Here is a 15,320-nt window from a genome sequence, read left to right on the forward strand (position 1 = left end):
GCAGCCATGAGCCGCTCGTCTGCAATTCTGCTTATCGGGCGCCCGCTGATCATGGCGCTGGCGCTTGCCTGGACCGCCGCGCCGGCGGCTCAGGTTCAGCGACGGGTCCCGACTCGTTCGCCCGCAGCGCAGGCGCCGGCGCCCATGCCGGCCCAGATGGTGGATCTGCCCGCGCAGGCGCCGCTGGACAAGCAGGTCGACATGTTCCGAAAGATCCTGCCTCAAGCCAAGCGTGTGGGCCTGATCTACGATCCGGGCGACCCGGTGTCAGTCGCTGCGATCAAGCAACTACTCGATCTGCTGTCCAAGGCGGGCATGAGTCCGGTGGAGGTCATGGTGCCGCACGAGTGGGACGTGGGGCCGGCGGCGCGCAATCTTATCGGCCGGGTCGATCTCGTCTATACGATATTCGACGACAAGGTGGCGCCCCAATACCAGGTGCTGGCCCAGACTTGCGACCAGGCGCGCATCCCCTTGTTCACGGCCGATCCCAGCCAGGTCCGGCTGGGCGCTATGGCTGCGCTGGGGTTGCCGGGCAAGGCGCAGCAGGCGGCTCAGGCTGCCGGGCGGGCGCCGGCCGGCAGGCAGGTCAGGCCCGAGCGAATGATTTCCGGAGATTGGCTTTACCTGAACCTGGACGCCGCCAAGCGGCAGGGCGTTACGGTGCCCGGCGACGTTCTCAAATCCGCGGTGCTCGTCAGCCAGGTGAGCGCCGCAAATGCCAGACACACAAAAAGCGATCCGCCCAAGGCGGATGGAGTCAAACCATGATAGAGCTGGGCGTCAATATCGATCACGTGGCCACGCTGCGGCAGCAGCGCCGTACCATTTATCCCGATCCCATCGAGGCGGCAGTGCGCGCCGAGGACGCGGGAGCCGATCTCATCACCTTGCACCTGCGCGAGGATCGGCGCCATATCCAGGACGCCGACGTGCGCGCGATCCGTGGCAGGCTGCGCACCCGCATGAACCTGGAGTGCGCCGTGACCAAGGAGATGCTGGACATCGCCTGCGATGTCGGACCAGACGACGTGTGTCTGGTGCCGGAAAAGCGCGCCGAATTGACCACCGAAGGCGGCCTGGACGTGATCGGCGGGCACGCCGCTGTCGTTGCGGCCGTGGCCCAGCTGCAGGCCGTGGGCATACGCGTCTCGCTCTTCATCGACCCCGAGCCCAGTCAGATCGACGCAGCGGCGCAAGCCGGTGCCACGGTCGTCGAACTGCATACCGGCGCTTATGCCCAGGCGCGCTCGTCCGAGGCGGCGCATGCCGAGCTCGAGCGGGTGCGTGCGGCCGTGGCCCATAGTCTTCGGCTGGGGCTGCGCGTGAACGCGGGGCACGGCCTGCACTATGGCAATGTGGCGCCGGTGGCGGCCATGGCCGGGGTTTCCGAACTGAATATCGGCCATGCCATCGTGGCGCAAGCGGTGTTCGATGGTTGGGAAAAGGCCGTGCGCGACATGAAGGCCGTGATGGTCCAGGCGCAGCTGCGGAGCCGACGCGGCGGTGCATGATGCGTTCGCGGCCTCGCGTATGATCCTGCCATGCCCGTACCTTCCATTTCCTCTTGCGCAGTGACCGGCTGCATAGCCGGCATCGGCCTGGACCTGATACGCGTAGACCGCATCGAGCGCGCCTTGGCGCGCCACGGCGACCGTTTCGCGCAAAAAATCCTGGGTGCCCAGGAGTTGCAGAAATTCCAGGCTCGCCGCCTGCGTTCAGAGGGGCGCGGGGTGCGGTTTCTCGCTACGCGCTTCGCAGCCAAGGAGGCTTTCTCCAAGGCCATAGGCCTGGGCATGCGCATGCCGATGTTCTGGAACCGCGTGCAGGTGCTCAATGCGCCAGGCGGGCGGCCGTTGCTGGTGCTCGGGCCCGAGTTGCGGGACTGGTATGACGCCCGTTTTGGCGCGGCACACGTGTCATTGACCGATGAAACCGATATGGCCGCCGCATATGTGGTGGTCGAGCGCAAGCCCTAGCAGGGCTTGCAGCAAAAGCAAGGGGGCCCGCATGGGCAGCAAAGACATGGGCCGCAAGGCCAGGCATGCCCTGCCGCCTGGACCCGTGGTGGTCGACGTGGCAGGCACCAGGCTTACCACGCAGGAGAAGCAGCGCCTGCGCCATCCCCTGGTGGGCGGCGTGATCCTGTTCGCCCGCAATTTCGAGAGCCGCGCACAGCTGTGCCTGCTGACGCGCAAGATCCACGAGGCGCGCGAGGAACCGCTCCTGATCGCCGTGGACCACGAAGGCGGGCGCGTGCAGCGTTTTCGCGAGGACGGTTTTACAGTGCTGCCGCCCATGCAGGCCTTGGGCCGGGCCTGGGATGTCGATCCGCTGGCGGCCATGCACATGGCCTGCGAGGTGGGCTATGTGTTGGCGGCCGAATTGCGCGCCTGCGGCGTGGACATGAGTTTCGCGCCGGTGCTCGACCTGGATTATGGCGTGAGCAAGGTCATAGGCACGCGCGCCTTGCACCGCGATCCGCGCGTGGTGGCGATGTTGGCCCGCGCCCTGATTCAAGGCCTGGCCCAGGCCGGCATGGCCGCGTGCGGCAAGCACTTTCCCGGCCATGGCTTCGTGCAGGCGGACTCGCATCGCGAGATCCCGGTCGACCCCCGTTCCCTGACCCGCGTGCTCAAGGATGACGCGGCGCCCTACGGCTGGCTGGGCGACGGCGTGCTGCCGGCGGTGATGCCCGCGCACGTTATCTATCCCAAGGTTGATACCCAGCCGGCGGGTTTCTCGCGGCGTTGGGTGCAGGAGATTCTGCGCGAACGGTTGGGCTACGATGGCGTGGTTTTCTCCGATGATTTGACGATGGAGGGCGCCACGGTGGCCGGCGACATCACGGCGCGCGCGCGCGCGGCGCTGGGTGCGGGATGCGATATGGTGCTGGTGTGCAACCGGCCCGATCTGGCCGACGAGTTGTTGGCGAACCTGCAGCAAGAAAAGCCTTATGTGCATCCGGCAGCTTGCGTCGCCCGCATACGCCGCCTGGCGCCGCGCTTGCCGGCGACGCCGTGGAATGCCTTGCAGGACGAGCGCCGGTACCGGGGTGCCCGCGGCATCCTGGCCCGGCTTTCCTAGGGCCTTTTAGCCCTAGCAGGTCCCATCCTTGGTCGCAGCCTCTCTTATGTCCGACGTCTTCGATCTCAAGCAGTTCCTGGCCGATCTTCCGCATCTGCCGGGCGTATACCGGCATCTGGACGAAGCGGGCGAGGTCATGTACGTGGGCAAGGCGCGCGACTTGAAAAAGCGTGTGTCCTCGTATTTCCAGAAGACCCTGTCCAGCCCGCGCATTGCGCAGATGGTCGCCAAGGTGGCCCGGGTCGATGTGACGGTGACGCGGTCTGAGGCCGAGGCGCTGATCCTGGAAAACAACCTGATCAAGCGTCTGCACCCGCGCTACAACATTCTTTTCCGCGACGACAAGTCCTACCCCTATTTGCAGGTGACCGCGCACGACTGGCCGCGCATTGCTTACTACCGCGGATCCACTTCGGGCCGCGGCCAGTACTTCGGCCCCTATCCCAATTCCTGGGCGGTGCGCGAGACGATCCAGATACTGCAGAAGGTCTTTCGCCTGCGGACCTGCGAAGATACGGTGTTCGCCAACCGTTCGCGGCCTTGCCTGCTGCACCAGATCGGGCGCTGCTCGGCGCCGTGCGTGCAGGCCCTGAGTCCGCAGGCATACGCGGCCGACGTGCAGCGCGCCGTACGCTTTCTCAATGGCCAGGCGCAGGACGTGATGGGCGAGATCGAGGCGCGCATGCAGCAGGCATCGAGCGAGCTGCGCTTCGAAGAAGCTGCTGCCCTGCGCGACCAGATGGGGTCGCTGGCGCGGGTATTGCACCAGCAGACCATGGAGGACACCGATAGCGCAGAGGATGCCGATGTGATCGCGGTGGCCAGCGCGGGCGGCAAGGCCTGCGTGAACCTGGCCATGGTGCGCGGCGGAAGGCACCTGGGCGACAAGCCGTTTTTTCCGACTCACGCCGAGGGCGAGCCGGCCGAGGATGTGCTGGCGGCCTTCATGGCTCAGCACTACGTCGACGGTCTGATGCCGCCGGTCCTGGTGACGACGCACGCCCTGCCTGACAAAGACTTGCTGGGCCTGCTGGCCGAGCAGTCGGGTGCGAAGGCGCCGCGCCTGCTGACACGCCCGCAGGGTATGCGGCGTGCCTGGCTGGAGCAGGCGCAGAAGAATGCCGAACTGGCCCTCGCGAGGGCCTTGAGCGAATCCGGCGCCAAGGCCGCGCGCACCGTCGCCTTGGCGCAAGCGCTGGACCTGGACACCGACGAGGCTATGCTCGATGCCCTGCGCATCGAGTGCTTTGACATCAGCCATACGGCGGGCGAGGCCACTCAAGCTTCGTGCGTGGTGTTCGAGCATCACGATATGCAGCCTTCGTTGTACCGACGCTACAACATCGTCGGCATCACGCCAGGCGACGACTATGCGGCCATGCGCCAGGTGCTGACGCGCCGCTTCGCCAAGGTCGCCGACGGCGAAGCGCAGATGCCGGGCCTGGTGCTGATCGACGGCGGCAAGGGGCAAGTCGAGGTGGCGCGGCAGGTCTTTGTCGAACTGGGGCTGGACATCCAGTCGCTGGTGGGCGTGGCCAAGGGCGAGGGCCGCAAGGTCGGGCTGGAGACCCTGGTGTTCGCCGACGACCGCGAGCCCGTGGCCCTGGGCAAGGAGTCCGCCGCGCTGATGCTGATCGCTCAGGTCCGCGACGAGGCACACCGCTTTGCCATCACGGGCATGCGCGCCAAGCGCGCCAAGACCCGCAACGTATCGCGCCTGGAAGAGATCGAGGGCGTGGGTGCGCGGCGCCGGCAGCGGCTGTTGGCGCGCTTTGGCGGCCTGTCGGGCGTGTCCGCCGCCAGCGTGGCGGACCTGGCCTCGGTGGACGGCATATCGGACGAGCTGGCCGAGCGCATCTACAACGCCCTGCACGGTTGACGCGACGCTGGGTAAGGTCGCGGTGGGGGTCTTTTTCGCCGCCGGGCCGCCCCAAGGCGAAAAGCGCCCCCTTGGGGGGCAGCAAGCCGAAGGCGCGGCGTGGGGGCCTTTTCGCCGCCGGGCCGCCCCAAGACGAAAAGCGCCCCCTTGGGGGGCAGCAAGCCGAAGGCGCGGCGTGGGGGCCTTTTCGCCGCCGGGCCGCCCCAAGACGAAAAGCGCCCCCTTGGGGGGCAGCAAGCCGAAGGCGCGGCGTGGGGGCCTTTTCGCCGCCGGGCCGCCCCAAGACGAAAAGCGCCCCCTTGGGGGGCAGCAAGCCGAAGGCGCGGCGTGGGGGCCATTTTCACCGCCGGCCTGATGTAGCATTACATCCACTATGCCGTTAAACGTACCGATCATTCTTACCTGGCTGCGCATTGCCATGATTCCGCTGGTGGTGGGATTGTTCTATCTGCCCGATAGCTGGTTTCCCATGCCCATGCGCGATGGATTTGCCGCGTGGGCCTTTATCATCGCAGCCCTGACGGACTGGTTCGACGGCTGGCTTGCCCGTCGCTGGAACCAGACCTCGGCTTTCGGCGCCTTTCTTGACCCGGTGGCCGACAAGCTCATGGTTTGCGCCGCGCTTCTGGTGTTGCTGGACATCAATCGGGTGAACATCTTCATCGCGCTCATCATCATCGGCCGCGAACTGACGATTTCGGCACTGCGCGAATGGATGGCCACCCTGGGCGCGCGCGCCAGCGTGGCGGTGCATCGACTGGGCAAACTCAAGGCGGCCGCGCAGATGATCGCGATTCCCTGCCTGCTGTACGGCCGCGGGCTGTATGGCGTGGATCTGGGCCGGCTGGGCGGCTGGCTCATCATCGTTGCCGCCGTGCTGACGGTATGGTCGATGCTGTACTACATGCAGCGGGCTTGGCCGGTGATACGGGAAAGCTCGCGCTAGCGGCATCGCAAGCAGCGGGCTGAGCCCGCTCTTGCCCTCGAGGAATTCCTGCTCAGGCCAGTGCGCTGGCCGCGCGCGCCAGTGCCGTGATGGCCGGCCAGTCGCGCGCCGCCACGGCGGCCTCCGGCGTAAGCCATGAGCCACCCACACACAGCACGTTCGGCAGCGCCAGATAATCGGCGGCATTGGCCAAGCTGATGCCGCCGGTCGGACAATACTTGAGATCGGGCAACGGGCCGGCGAGCGCCTTGAGCAGCGCGCGGCCGCCGACTGCCTCGGCCGGGAACAGCTTTTGCACGGCAAAGCCGCAGTCGGCCGCCCACATGGCCTCGGCTGGCGTGGCAACGCCGGGTAGGAACGGCACCGGCAATGCGCGCGCTGCGGCGGCCAGGTCGGGTGTAAGTCCCGGGCTGATCGCGAAACGGGCGCCCGCCTTGAGCGCGGCTTCCAGTTGGGCGGCGTTGCGCACCGTGCCCACGCCGACGATGGCATCCGGAACCTCGGCGGCGATCGCGCGGATCGCTTCGAGCGCGGCATCCGAGCGGAGCGTCACTTCCAGCGAGCGGATGCCGCCCGCCACCAGCGCGCGTGCCAGGTCTACCGCGCTGTCCAGTTCCTTGATAACGATCACCGGCATTACCGGGCTTTGCTGCAACAAGCTCAATGCATCCATCGATGTCTACTCCTGCCAATCGGGAAGGCGGAACGAAGCCGCGCCGGCTTCAGCGGCGTCGGCATTCTGGCGGAACACGGCGAACAGCTCGCGGCCGACACCATGCTGCTTGTGGGAAAGGTCGATGCTGGCGGCTTCGCGTGCGGCCCATTCGGCGGCCGGCACCAATACTGCAAGCTCGCCCGTGTCGGCATCGACACGCATCAGGTCGCCATTGCGCACGCGCGCGATCGCGCCGCCCGAGACGGCCTCGGGGCTTACGTGGATCGCCGCTGGCACCTTGCCGGATGCACCGGACATGCGTCCGTCGGTCACCAGCGCGACGCGCAAGCCCTGATCCTGCAGCACCGACAGCGCCGGAGTGAGCTTGTGCAGTTCGGGCATGCCGTTGGCGCGCGGCCCCTGGAAGCGGATCACCGCGACGAAGTCGCGCGTCAGTTCGCCGCGTTTGAACGCATCGAGTACTGCGTTCTGGTCGTCGAAGACCAGGGCGGGCGCCTCGATCACGCGATGCTCGGGTTTGACCGCCGACACTTTGATGATCGCGCGGCCCAGATTGCCGGTCATGAGCTTTAGGCCGCCGTCGGCGCTGAACGGGTCCGCGGCTGGGCGCAGCACGTCCGGGTCGTGCGAGGCGGATGCCGCATCGCGCCAGACCAGCGCGCCGTCGTCCAGGAAGGGTTCCTGGGTGTATTGCTCCAGACCCGGTCCCATAACGGTGTTGACGTCCCCGTGCAACAGGCCGGCGCCGAGCAGTTCGCGGATCACCAAGGCCATGCCGCCCGCGGCATGAAAGTGGTTCACGTCGGCTTTGCCGTTCGGATAGACGCGCGCCAGTAGCGGCACCACGGCGGACAGTTCGGAGAAATCGTCCCAGTTGATATGGATGCCGGCTGCGCGCGCGATCGCCACCAGATGCAGCGTGTGGTTGGTCGAGCCGCCGGTGGCGAGCAGGCCGACGATGCCGTTGACGATGGCTTTCTCGTCGATCACCTCGGCGATCGGCGTGAAGCGCTCGCCTTGGGCCGAGATCGCCACGGCGCGCAGCGCGGCCTCATAGGTGAGCGCTTCGCGCAGCGGCGTGTTGGGGTTGATGAAGGCCGAGCCTGGCAGATGCAGACCCATGATCTCCATCAGCATCTGGTTGGAGTTGGCGGTGCCGTAGAAGGTGCAGGTGCCGGGACCGTGGTAGGACTTGGACTCGGCTTCCAGCAGCTGCGCGCGGCCGATCTTGCCCTGGGCGAAAAGCTGGCGCGTCTTGGCCTTCTCGTCATTGGACATGCCGGTGGTCATGGGACCCGCCGGCACGAATACGGCCGGTAGATGGCCAAAGGTGAGCGCGCCGATCAACAGGCCCGGCACGATCTTGTCGCACACGCCCAGGTACAGCGCCGCGTCGAACATCTGATGCGACAGCGCCACGGCGGTGGCCATGGCGATCACGTCGCGCGAAAACAGCGACAACTCCATTCCGTCCTGGCCCTGGGTCACGCCGTCGCACATGGCCGGCACGCCGCCGGCGAACTGCGCGGTAGCCCCGGCCGATTGCGCGGCTTGCTTGATCCAGGCTGGAAAGGCGGCCAGCGGTTGGTGCGCCGACAGCATGTCGTTGTAGGCCGAAACGATGGCCAGATTGGGGCGCGACGCCTCCTTGAGCAGGATCTTGTCTTGCGCCGGCATGGCGGCGAAGGCATGGGCGAGATTGGTGCAGCCGAGCTGGCTGCGCTCGACCTTCTGGCGATAGGCCGCCCGATGGCGCGCCAGATAGGCGGCGCGGGTGCCGCGGCTGCGCTCGACGATGCGGTCCGTGACGGCCGCCAGAACGGGGTGTAGCGCCATGATGGTCATCCTGTAATCGGAAAGCAGAATCTGTATTGTAGTTTTACTACACATTTATCGTAAAGAAGAAGTAGTATTGCTACACAAAACATCTGCACTCTTCAGCAACGATGGAGGCATTGCATGGCGACCACGCCGGCTTTCGATATGGTGTTGTTCGGTGGTACCGGAGATCTGGTCATGAGAAAGCTCCTGCCCGCGCTTTATCAGGCGCACAAGGCCGGACTGCTGCACCAGGACGGGCGCATTGTCGCTCTGGGGCGCAAGAACCTCGGGCGCGCAGGCTATCTGGCCCAGGTGGAGGAAAAAGCGCGTCCTCACATGGAGCAGGGCTTCGACCCGGCGGCCTGGACCGCCTTTGTCGAGCGCATCGACTTTCACAAGCTGGAGGCATCCGCATCGGACGACTACGCGGGCCTCGCGCAGCGGCTCGGCTCGGACGCCCAGCGCGTCACGGTCTGCTATCTGGCCACCACGCCGGATCTGTTCACCACGATCTGCGAGCATCTTGCGGCGGTCGGGCTGAATCGTCCAACGGTACGCGTGGTGCTGGAAAAGCCGCTCGGCCACGACCTGGAGTCCTCTTGCGACATCAATGCCGCAGTGGCGCGCTTTTTCCAGGAAGACCAGATCTATCGCATCGACCATTATCTGGGCAAGGAGTCGGTGCAGAATCTGATGGCGATCCGCTTTGGCAATGCGCTGTTCGAGCCGCTATGGCGGCGCGAGTGGGTCGACAACGTCCAGATCACCATCGCCGAGGACATCGGCGTGGAAGGCCGCGGTGAGTTCTACGACAAGACCGGCGCCTTGCGCGACATGGTGCAGAACCACCTGCTGCAGTTGCTGTGCATCGTGGCGATGGAGCCCCCGGCCAGCCTGGAGGCCAACGCGATCCGCGACGAGAAGCTCAAGGCGCTCAAGGCGCTCAAGCCCTTCAGCGCCGAAGATGTGGCGGTCAAGGCCGTGCGCGGCCAGTACAAGGCCGGCGCGGTGAGCGGCAAGCCGGTGGCGGGCTTTCACGACGAAGCGAACATCCCGGCCGATAGCCACACCGAGACTTTCGTCGCGCTGCGGGCCGAGATCGCCAACTGGCGCTGGGCCGGTGTGCCATTTTTCTTGCGCACCGGCAAACGCATGCAGGAGCGCCTGGCCGAAATCGTGATCAATTTCCGCGGCGTGCCGCATTCGCTGTTCGAAAATCCGGCTGGCCAGCATACCGCCAACCGCCTGGTGATCCGGCTGCAGCCGGAGGAAAGCATCCGCCTGTATTTCCTGGCCAAGGAGCCGGGCGATGCCATGCGCCTGCAGTCCACCCACCTTGACCTGGATTTCCAGTCCATGTACAAGGTGCGCCGCGCCGACGCCTATGAGCGCCTGCTGCTGGATGTGATCCGCGGTCGGCTGGCGCTCTTCATGCGGCGTGACGAATTGGTCGAGGCATGGCGCTGGGTCGAACCTATCATCGATAGCTGGGAGCACAGCACCGTGCCGCCCAAGTCTTACACCGCGGGAACCTGGGGGCCGGCGGCCTCGACCGGCCTGCTGTCGCGCGCCGGCGCCGCCTGGAACGAGGAAGCATGAAACGGTTCGAATGCCCTGACAACGCCGCGCAGGTGGCGGCGCTGGTCCAGGCCGTCCGTCAGCCGCTGGCCGCGGCGCTCGATGCCGACGGCAGCGCGGTACTGGCCGTATCGGGCGGGCGTTCGCCCGTGCCCTTGTTTCATGCGCTGCGCAATGCCGACCTGGACTGGTCGCGCGTATGGATTACGCTGGTGGACGAACGCTGTGTGGCGCCAGATCATACAGACAGCAACGAGCGCCTGGTGCGCGAACACCTGCTGGCTGGGCAGGCCGCGGCGGCGTGCTTTGCCGGCCTGGTGCGCGACCCGGCGGATATCCTCGGTTCCTTGACGGCCGCCAACGGCGCAGCGCGGCCGATCACGGTGGCGTTGCTGGGCATGGGCGAAGACGGGCATACGGCTTCGCTGTTTCCGGGGGCGCCGGAGTTGGCGGCCGGGCTCGATCCGAACTGTCCGGCCCGCTACATCGCGGTGACGCCGCCGGCCGCGCCGTACGCGCGCATCAGCCTGAACCTGTCGGCCCTGCTGCAGGCGCGCCGGCTGGTGCTCGCCATCGCCGGCCAGGCCAAGCGGCGCGTTTTCGACGCCGCGTGCGCCGCGTTCTCGCCCGATCTGCCGATCAGCGCCCTGATTCATCAGACCCAGGCGCCGCTGGACGTGTATTGGACCCCCTGAACCTGACGGGATCCAACCATGCTCGATCGCATCAAAAGCCAGCACGACTCTCTGTCGGCCGCCGAACGCAAGGTGTCGCAGCTGGTGCTGGGCCAGCCCAATCAGGTGATTCAGGCCACCGTGGCCGACATCGCCATGCGGGCCGGCGTGAGCCAGCCGACGGTGATCCGGTTCTGCCGTTCGCTGGGTTGCACGGGCCTGCCCGATTTCAAGCTCAAACTGGCCGGAAGCCTGGTGGCGGGAGTGCCGTATGTGCATTCGAGCGTCAGGCCGGGCGATCCGACTTCGGAGATATCGGCCAAGGTGTTCGACAACGCCGTATCCGCATTGCTCAAGTGCCGCAACGATGTCAGCCCGGCCATGCTCGATGCCGCGATCGCACTGCTGGCCAAGGCGCGCCGCATCGAGTTCTACGGCCTGGGCAACTCGGGGATCATCGCGGCCGACGCCCAGCACAAGTTTTTCCGCTTTGACATCCCGGCCGTCTCCTACGCCGATCCTCACGTGCAAGCCATGGCCGCATCGCTTCTGGGGCCGCGTGACGTGCTGGTGGCGATTTCCACCTCCGGGCGTTCCAGCGAGTTGCTGGACGCGGTGGAAATCGCGCGATCGAATCGCTGTCCGGTGGTGGCGATCACGTCATCCGGCACGCCGCTGGCGCGCCTGGCCACAGTGCCGCTGTTGGCCGACACCCAGGAAGATACCGAGATCTACAGTCCGATGCTCTCGCGCATCGTCCATCTGGTGATGATCGACGTGCTGGCCGTCGGCGTAGCGCTCAAGCACGGTCCGGGTCTGAGCGCCACGCTGGAAAAGACCAAGCGCAGCCTCAAGCGCCGGCGCCATCGCGCTGACGCTTGAGGTTGCCTACTGCCGCGCGGTGCGGGTGGCGTCGACCCGCACGCCCGGCGCATTGCTGCGCCAGGGATTGATGTCCAGCCCGCCGCGCCGCGTGTAGCGGGCGTAGACGGTCAGCTCCGCCGGTGCGCAGGCGCGCATGATATCGGTGTGGATCTGTTCGACACAATGCTCATGAAAACCCGCATGCTGGCGCAAGGACACGATGTACTTGAGCAGCGCTACGCGATCGATGGCACGGCCCCGGTAGCGGATTTGCACGCTGCCCCAGTCGGGCTGGCCGGTTACCGGGCAATTGGATTTGAGCAGGCGCGAAACCAGCGTTTCCTCGACGATGTCGCCGTCGCGCGAGTCTGGCGCGTGGCGCAGCAGTCCGGGGGCGGGCTGATAGGTGTCGATGGCGATATCGAGCGCGTCCAGGTCCGTGCCGCCAAGTTCCGCGATGCCCTGCGCTGCGAAGTCGCGGGGCATGATGAGATCCAGCTCGACATCGGCGCCGACGGCGGCACCGATGTCTTGGGCAAGCCGTTCTCGCAGAAGGGCTTCGTCGTCCAGTCGAGTCTGGTTCAAGGAGTTCAGATAGAGCTTGAACGATTTTGACTCGACCAGCCGAGGGCTGTCAGCCGGGATGGTGACAACGGCCATGGCGACCTGCGGCTTGCCCTTGGCGTTCAGCCAAGAGAGTTCGTAGGCCGTCCAGATGTCGGCGCCGTGAAACGGCAGGTGCGCCGCCGCGCCCAGGCCCAATGCGGCGCGGTTGGCCGCGCGCTCGATGGGAAAGAGCAGCGTGGGATCGTATTGATCCGGATAGGCGACGTGGTGGCCCAGAGGGGCGTCGGTCAATGACATGGGAAGAATACGCAAGCGGATAGGCTTTGCATTGTAAGAGTCCCGCCTGGCCTGGCGATTCGGTTGCTCCCACGAGGGCGGCATCGAGGCGGATTGGGATTGTGTCTGATCAAAGCGACATCGGACTGCCGCAGCAGCAGGGGACAACGCGCGAAATTCCTGAAAGGCGTTTTCTGTGTGGCGGAAAACGACCAAAATTTCAGATTGTGAAAACCCTAAAGCGGCATCCGAAAATTCGTGGTGCCATGCACCATTTGCGATTTTTACGAGGCTGAAAATGATTTCATAATATGAAATTAACTTCTTAATTACTTGATTTGTATAATAAAAATATTTCCACTTTGGGTCAAAAAAATGCTTGCTGCGATGCCAGAATGAATCGTGCTTTTTCAATGCATTTTTTACCAACCAAGAGGAGCTTTGTGATGAGCCATCGTCAAGCGGAAATCAGCCACCTGGAGCAGGATTGGGCTGGAAATCAACGCTGGAAAGGCATTGCCCGCGTCTACAGTGCGGCCGATGTCGTGAAACTTCGCGGGTCCGTGCCCATCGAACACACGCTGGCCCGCCGCGGCGCGCAGCGTTTGTGGCATCTGTTGCACCAGGAACCCTTCGTCAATTCGCTGGGCGCCATGAGCGGCAACCAGGCCATGCAGCAGGTCAAGGCGGGGTTGAAGGCGATCTACCTGTCGGGTTGGCAGGTTGCGGGCGACGCTAATTCCGCGGGCGAGATGTATCCTGACCAGTCGCTCTATCCGGTCAATTCCGTGCCCGTGGTCGTGCGCCGCATCAACAACAGCCTGACCCGCTGCGACCAGATCCAGTGGATGGAAGGCGTCGATCCCGACAGCGAGGGCTACGTGGATTATTTTGCGCCCATCGTGGCCGACGCCGAAGCCGGCTTCGGCGGCGTACTCAATGCTTATGAACTCATGAAGGCCATGATCGAGGCGGGCGCGGCGGGTGTGCATTTCGAGGATCAGCTCGCCTCGGTGAAGAAGTGCGGCCACATGGGCGGCAAGGTGCTGGTGCCCACCCGGGAAGCCGTATCCAAGCTCGTGTCCGCGCGTCTGGCCGCAGACGTGATGGGCGTGCCTACGCTGCTGCTGGCTCGTACCGATGCCGACGCCGCGGATCTGGTGACCAGTGATGTGGACGAGAACGACCGTCCCTTCCTTACCGGAGAGCGCACGATGGAAGGGTTCTTCCGCACGCGTGCCGGCATCGACCAAGCCATCTCGCGCGGACTGGCCTATGCGCCGTACGCCGATCTGATCTGGTGCGAAACGTCCACCCCGAATCTGGACTACGCGCGCAAGTTCGCCGAAGCCATCCACCAGCGCTTCCCGGGCAAGCTGCTGGCCTATAACTGCTCGCCTTCCTTCAACTGGAAGAAGAACCTGGACGATGCCACCATCGCCAAGTTCCAGCGCGAATTGGGCGCCATGGGCTACAAGTTCCAGTTCATCACGCTGGCTGGCTTTCACGCGCTGAACTACGGCATGTTCGAACTGGCGCACGGCTATGCACGCCGCCAGATGAGCGCCTTCGTTGAACTGCAGCAAAAGGAATTCGCTGCTGCCGATATGGGCTTTACCGCGGTCAAGCACCAGCGCGAAGTGGGTACGGGCTACTTCGACGCCGTGACGCAGACCATCGAGGCGGGCCGCTCGTCGACGACGGCCTTGACCGGCTCGACCGAAGAAGCGCAATTCGAGCAGCACCGCGAGCCATTGGCCCAGGTGGCGTAGTCGGCTTACCGGCAGAAGTAAAAATGGCCGCGTACCGGCGCGGCCATTTTTTTTACCGTGATTTTTAGTTGCGGTTATTGCCGGTGAAGGCGCTCAACAGCATCAGCAGGTTGGCAAAGACGTTGTAGACATCCAGGTAGACCGCCAGGGTGGCTGTGACGTAGTTGGTTTCGCCACCGTTGATGATGCGCTGCAGATCGACCAGCATGAAAGCCGAGAAGATGACGATGGCCAACACCGACACGGTGAGCATGAGCGCCGGCAGGTGCAGGAAGATATTGGCCAGGCTGGCCACGATGATGACCATGAGGCCGGCGAACAGCCATTTTCCCAGGCTGTTGGAGAGGTCGCGCTTGACGGTGCTGGCCAACGAGGCCATGGCGCCGAACACGATGGCGGTGCCGCCGAAGGCCGTCATGATCAGTTGGGGGCCGTTGTTTCCGCTCAGGACGAAGCCCAGCAGTTGCGACAGCATGACGCCCATGAAAAAGGTGAAGACCAGCAGCAGCGCCACGCCCAGGGCGCTGTTCTTGTTGCGCTGGATGCCGAACATCAGCCCGAATGCGCCGATCAGAAAGATGATGGCAGTGGTGCCGGGGCTTGCGGCCATGGCCTGGTTCAATCCCAGGGACAGTGCCAGGGCGGCGCCCAGTACGGTCGGAATCATGGACAGGGCAAGCAGCCAGTAGGTGTTGCGCAGCACGCGGTTGCGGACCACCTCGCCCGGCGCGCCAGCGTACGCGTCGGTACCGGAACGGTTTAAGGGGGAAGGACGGTAATCGTTCATGGTGGTTCCTCTAGGAGGGTGCGGATGAAAGCGGGGTAGGCATAATGCCCGCCTGCTTTAGTGTACCAGTATGCCTGACAGGACCCTTAAATTCCACTGAATCCCGTTGCAAGGAGAATGAGGGTATTACGCCCGATTTCAACCCGGCCGTATCCGGGACATGGCCCGGGCCAGTATGGCGGGAAGCTCGGCCTCGAGCCGTTCGCGCAGCATCGCGGCCGCCTCGTCCGTGGCCCTCTGGATCGCCTGCTCGAGGTCGGCCTGCAGGGCGGCGCGCAGGACAGCTTCGGGGAAGGCGCCGGTCGCGGGCGCGGCCGGGATGTCCAGGACGGGAATATCGGCTTCGGCGCGCTGCGTCAGGGTGGGGATGCCGTCGGCAATATATTGGGGCAT

Annotated in this window: 15 protein-coding genes; 10 read left to right on the forward strand and 5 right to left on the reverse strand. The window is 65.1% G+C overall.

All coding sequences use genetic code 11. The features are described from left to right. The first annotated feature begins 6 nt into the window (after window positions 1–6). From H143_RS20595 to pgsA, 6 genes are all read left to right on the forward strand, one after another. Window positions 7–771: an ABC transporter substrate-binding protein gene (locus tag H143_RS20595; RefSeq protein WP_019938506.1), complete on the forward strand. Its 765-nt coding sequence runs from the start codon at window positions 7–9 to the stop codon at window positions 769–771. After that, window positions 768–1,514: a pyridoxine 5'-phosphate synthase gene (locus H143_RS0112110; protein ID WP_019938507.1), complete on the forward strand. Its 747-nt coding sequence runs from the start codon at window positions 768–770 to the stop codon at window positions 1,512–1,514. The genes H143_RS20595 and H143_RS0112110 overlap by 4 nt, the downstream gene beginning before the upstream one ends. Window positions 1,515–1,544: 30 nt before the next feature. Continuing rightward, window positions 1,545–1,979, forward strand: a complete 435-nt coding sequence (acpS, locus tag H143_RS0112115; protein ID WP_019938508.1) for a holo-ACP synthase — start codon at window positions 1,545–1,547, stop codon at window positions 1,977–1,979. 31 nt (window positions 1,980–2,010) lie between these two features. Then, the gene (gene nagZ, locus H143_RS0112120; protein WP_019938509.1) at window positions 2,011–3,087 is read left to right on the forward strand and encodes a beta-N-acetylhexosaminidase; all 1,077 of its coding nucleotides are present in this window, start codon (window positions 2,011–2,013) and stop codon (window positions 3,085–3,087) included. Between the two features lie 46 nt (window positions 3,088–3,133). Continuing rightward, window positions 3,134–4,966, forward strand: coding sequence for an excinuclease ABC subunit UvrC (gene uvrC / locus H143_RS0112125; RefSeq protein ID WP_019938510.1), 1,833 nt, complete (start codon window positions 3,134–3,136; stop codon window positions 4,964–4,966). A gap of 373 nt (window positions 4,967–5,339) precedes the next feature. Further along, a complete protein-coding gene (gene pgsA / locus H143_RS0112130; protein WP_019938511.1) occupies window positions 5,340–5,912 on the forward strand; it encodes a CDP-diacylglycerol--glycerol-3-phosphate 3-phosphatidyltransferase in 573 nt (190 codons plus the stop codon). Between the two features lie 52 nt (window positions 5,913–5,964). Here the strand turns inward: pgsA and eda are convergent, their stop codons facing one another. Together eda and edd are read right to left on the reverse strand one after the other, a co-directional pair. Further along, window positions 5,965–6,585 carry a bifunctional 4-hydroxy-2-oxoglutarate aldolase/2-dehydro-3-deoxy-phosphogluconate aldolase gene (gene eda / locus H143_RS0112135; RefSeq protein WP_026349993.1) on the reverse strand — a complete coding sequence of 207 codons (621 nt, stop codon included), beginning with the start codon at window positions 6,583–6,585 and terminating at the stop codon, window positions 5,965–5,967. Between the two features lie 6 nt (window positions 6,586–6,591). Further along, window positions 6,592–8,424 carry a phosphogluconate dehydratase gene (edd, locus tag H143_RS0112140; protein ID WP_026349994.1) on the reverse strand — a complete coding sequence of 611 codons (1,833 nt, stop codon included), beginning with the start codon at window positions 8,422–8,424 and terminating at the stop codon, window positions 6,592–6,594. A 123-nt stretch (window positions 8,425–8,547) separates the two neighbouring features. Between edd and zwf the strand changes: the two genes are divergently transcribed. From zwf to H143_RS0112155, 3 genes are read left to right on the forward strand one after another with little or no spacing between them, the layout of a single operon-like run. Next, window positions 8,548–10,008, forward strand: coding sequence for a glucose-6-phosphate dehydrogenase (zwf, locus tag H143_RS0112145; protein ID WP_019938514.1), 1,461 nt, complete (start codon window positions 8,548–8,550; stop codon window positions 10,006–10,008). After that, window positions 10,005–10,682 carry a 6-phosphogluconolactonase gene (gene pgl, locus H143_RS0112150; RefSeq protein ID WP_019938515.1) on the forward strand — a complete coding sequence of 226 codons (678 nt, stop codon included), beginning with the start codon at window positions 10,005–10,007 and terminating at the stop codon, window positions 10,680–10,682. Before zwf ends, pgl begins: the two co-directional genes overlap by 4 nt. 18 nt (window positions 10,683–10,700) lie before the next feature. Then, window positions 10,701–11,543, forward strand: coding sequence for an SIS domain-containing protein (locus H143_RS0112155; RefSeq protein WP_019938516.1), 843 nt, complete (start codon window positions 10,701–10,703; stop codon window positions 11,541–11,543). 6 nt (window positions 11,544–11,549) lie between these two features. On the opposite strand, the gene queF is transcribed toward H143_RS0112155, so the two are convergent. After that, window positions 11,550–12,389 (reverse strand): NADPH-dependent 7-cyano-7-deazaguanine reductase QueF, encoded by an 840-nt coding sequence (queF, locus tag H143_RS0112160; RefSeq protein WP_019938517.1) that lies wholly within the window; start codon window positions 12,387–12,389, stop codon window positions 11,550–11,552. 425 nt (window positions 12,390–12,814) lie between these two features. Between queF and aceA the strand changes: the two genes are divergently transcribed. After that, entirely contained in the window at window positions 12,815–14,140 is a 1,326-nt protein-coding gene (aceA, locus tag H143_RS0112165; protein WP_019938518.1) for an isocitrate lyase, read from the forward strand. 64 nt (window positions 14,141–14,204) lie between these two features. Here aceA and H143_RS0112170 read toward each other — a convergent pair whose 3' ends face one another. After that, a complete protein-coding gene (locus tag H143_RS0112170) occupies window positions 14,205–14,927 on the reverse strand; it encodes a Bax inhibitor-1/YccA family protein (protein WP_019938519.1) in 723 nt (240 codons plus the stop codon). A gap of 138 nt (window positions 14,928–15,065) precedes the next feature. Beyond that, window positions 15,066–15,320 carry a hypothetical protein gene (locus tag H143_RS0112175; RefSeq protein ID WP_019938520.1) on the reverse strand — a complete coding sequence of 85 codons (255 nt, stop codon included), beginning with the start codon at window positions 15,318–15,320 and terminating at the stop codon, window positions 15,066–15,068.

It is taken from the genome of Bordetella sp. FB-8 (assembly GCF_000382185.1).
In the GTDB taxonomy this organism is placed as follows: Bacteria; Pseudomonadota; Gammaproteobacteria; order Burkholderiales; family Burkholderiaceae_B; genus Bordetella.

Bases quoted from the DNA above. Each gene is read 5' to 3' on its own strand.
- eda (WP_026349993.1), bottom strand. From the start codon at position 6,585: ATGGATGCATTGAGCTTGTTGCAGCAAAGCCCGGTAATGCCGGTGATC.
- H143_RS0112175 (WP_019938520.1), bottom strand. From the start codon at position 15,320: ATGCCCCAATATATTGCCGACGGCATCCCCACCCTGACGCAGCGCGCC.
- H143_RS0112155 (WP_019938516.1), top strand. From the start codon at position 10,701: ATGCTCGATCGCATCAAAAGCCAGCACGACTCTCTGTCGGCCGCCGAA.
- H143_RS20595 (WP_019938506.1), top strand. From the start codon at position 7: ATGAGCCGCTCGTCTGCAATTCTGCTTATCGGGCGCCCGCTGATCATG.
- uvrC (WP_019938510.1), top strand. From the start codon at position 3,134: ATGTCCGACGTCTTCGATCTCAAGCAGTTCCTGGCCGATCTTCCGCAT.
- H143_RS0112170 (WP_019938519.1), bottom strand. From the start codon at position 14,927: ATGAACGATTACCGTCCTTCCCCCTTAAACCGTTCCGGTACCGACGCG.
- queF (WP_019938517.1), bottom strand. From the start codon at position 12,389: ATGTCATTGACCGACGCCCCTCTGGGCCACCACGTCGCCTATCCGGAT.
- pgl (WP_019938515.1), top strand. From the start codon at position 10,005: ATGAAACGGTTCGAATGCCCTGACAACGCCGCGCAGGTGGCGGCGCTG.
- nagZ (WP_019938509.1), top strand. From the start codon at position 2,011: ATGGGCAGCAAAGACATGGGCCGCAAGGCCAGGCATGCCCTGCCGCCT.
- acpS (WP_019938508.1), top strand. From the start codon at position 1,545: ATGCCCGTACCTTCCATTTCCTCTTGCGCAGTGACCGGCTGCATAGCC.
- aceA (WP_019938518.1), top strand. From the start codon at position 12,815: ATGAGCCATCGTCAAGCGGAAATCAGCCACCTGGAGCAGGATTGGGCT.
- pgsA (WP_019938511.1), top strand. From the start codon at position 5,340: ATGCCGTTAAACGTACCGATCATTCTTACCTGGCTGCGCATTGCCATG.
- zwf (WP_019938514.1), top strand. From the start codon at position 8,548: ATGGCGACCACGCCGGCTTTCGATATGGTGTTGTTCGGTGGTACCGGA.
- edd (WP_026349994.1), bottom strand. From the start codon at position 8,424: ATGGCGCTACACCCCGTTCTGGCGGCCGTCACGGACCGCATCGTCGAG.
- H143_RS0112110 (WP_019938507.1), top strand. From the start codon at position 768: ATGATAGAGCTGGGCGTCAATATCGATCACGTGGCCACGCTGCGGCAG.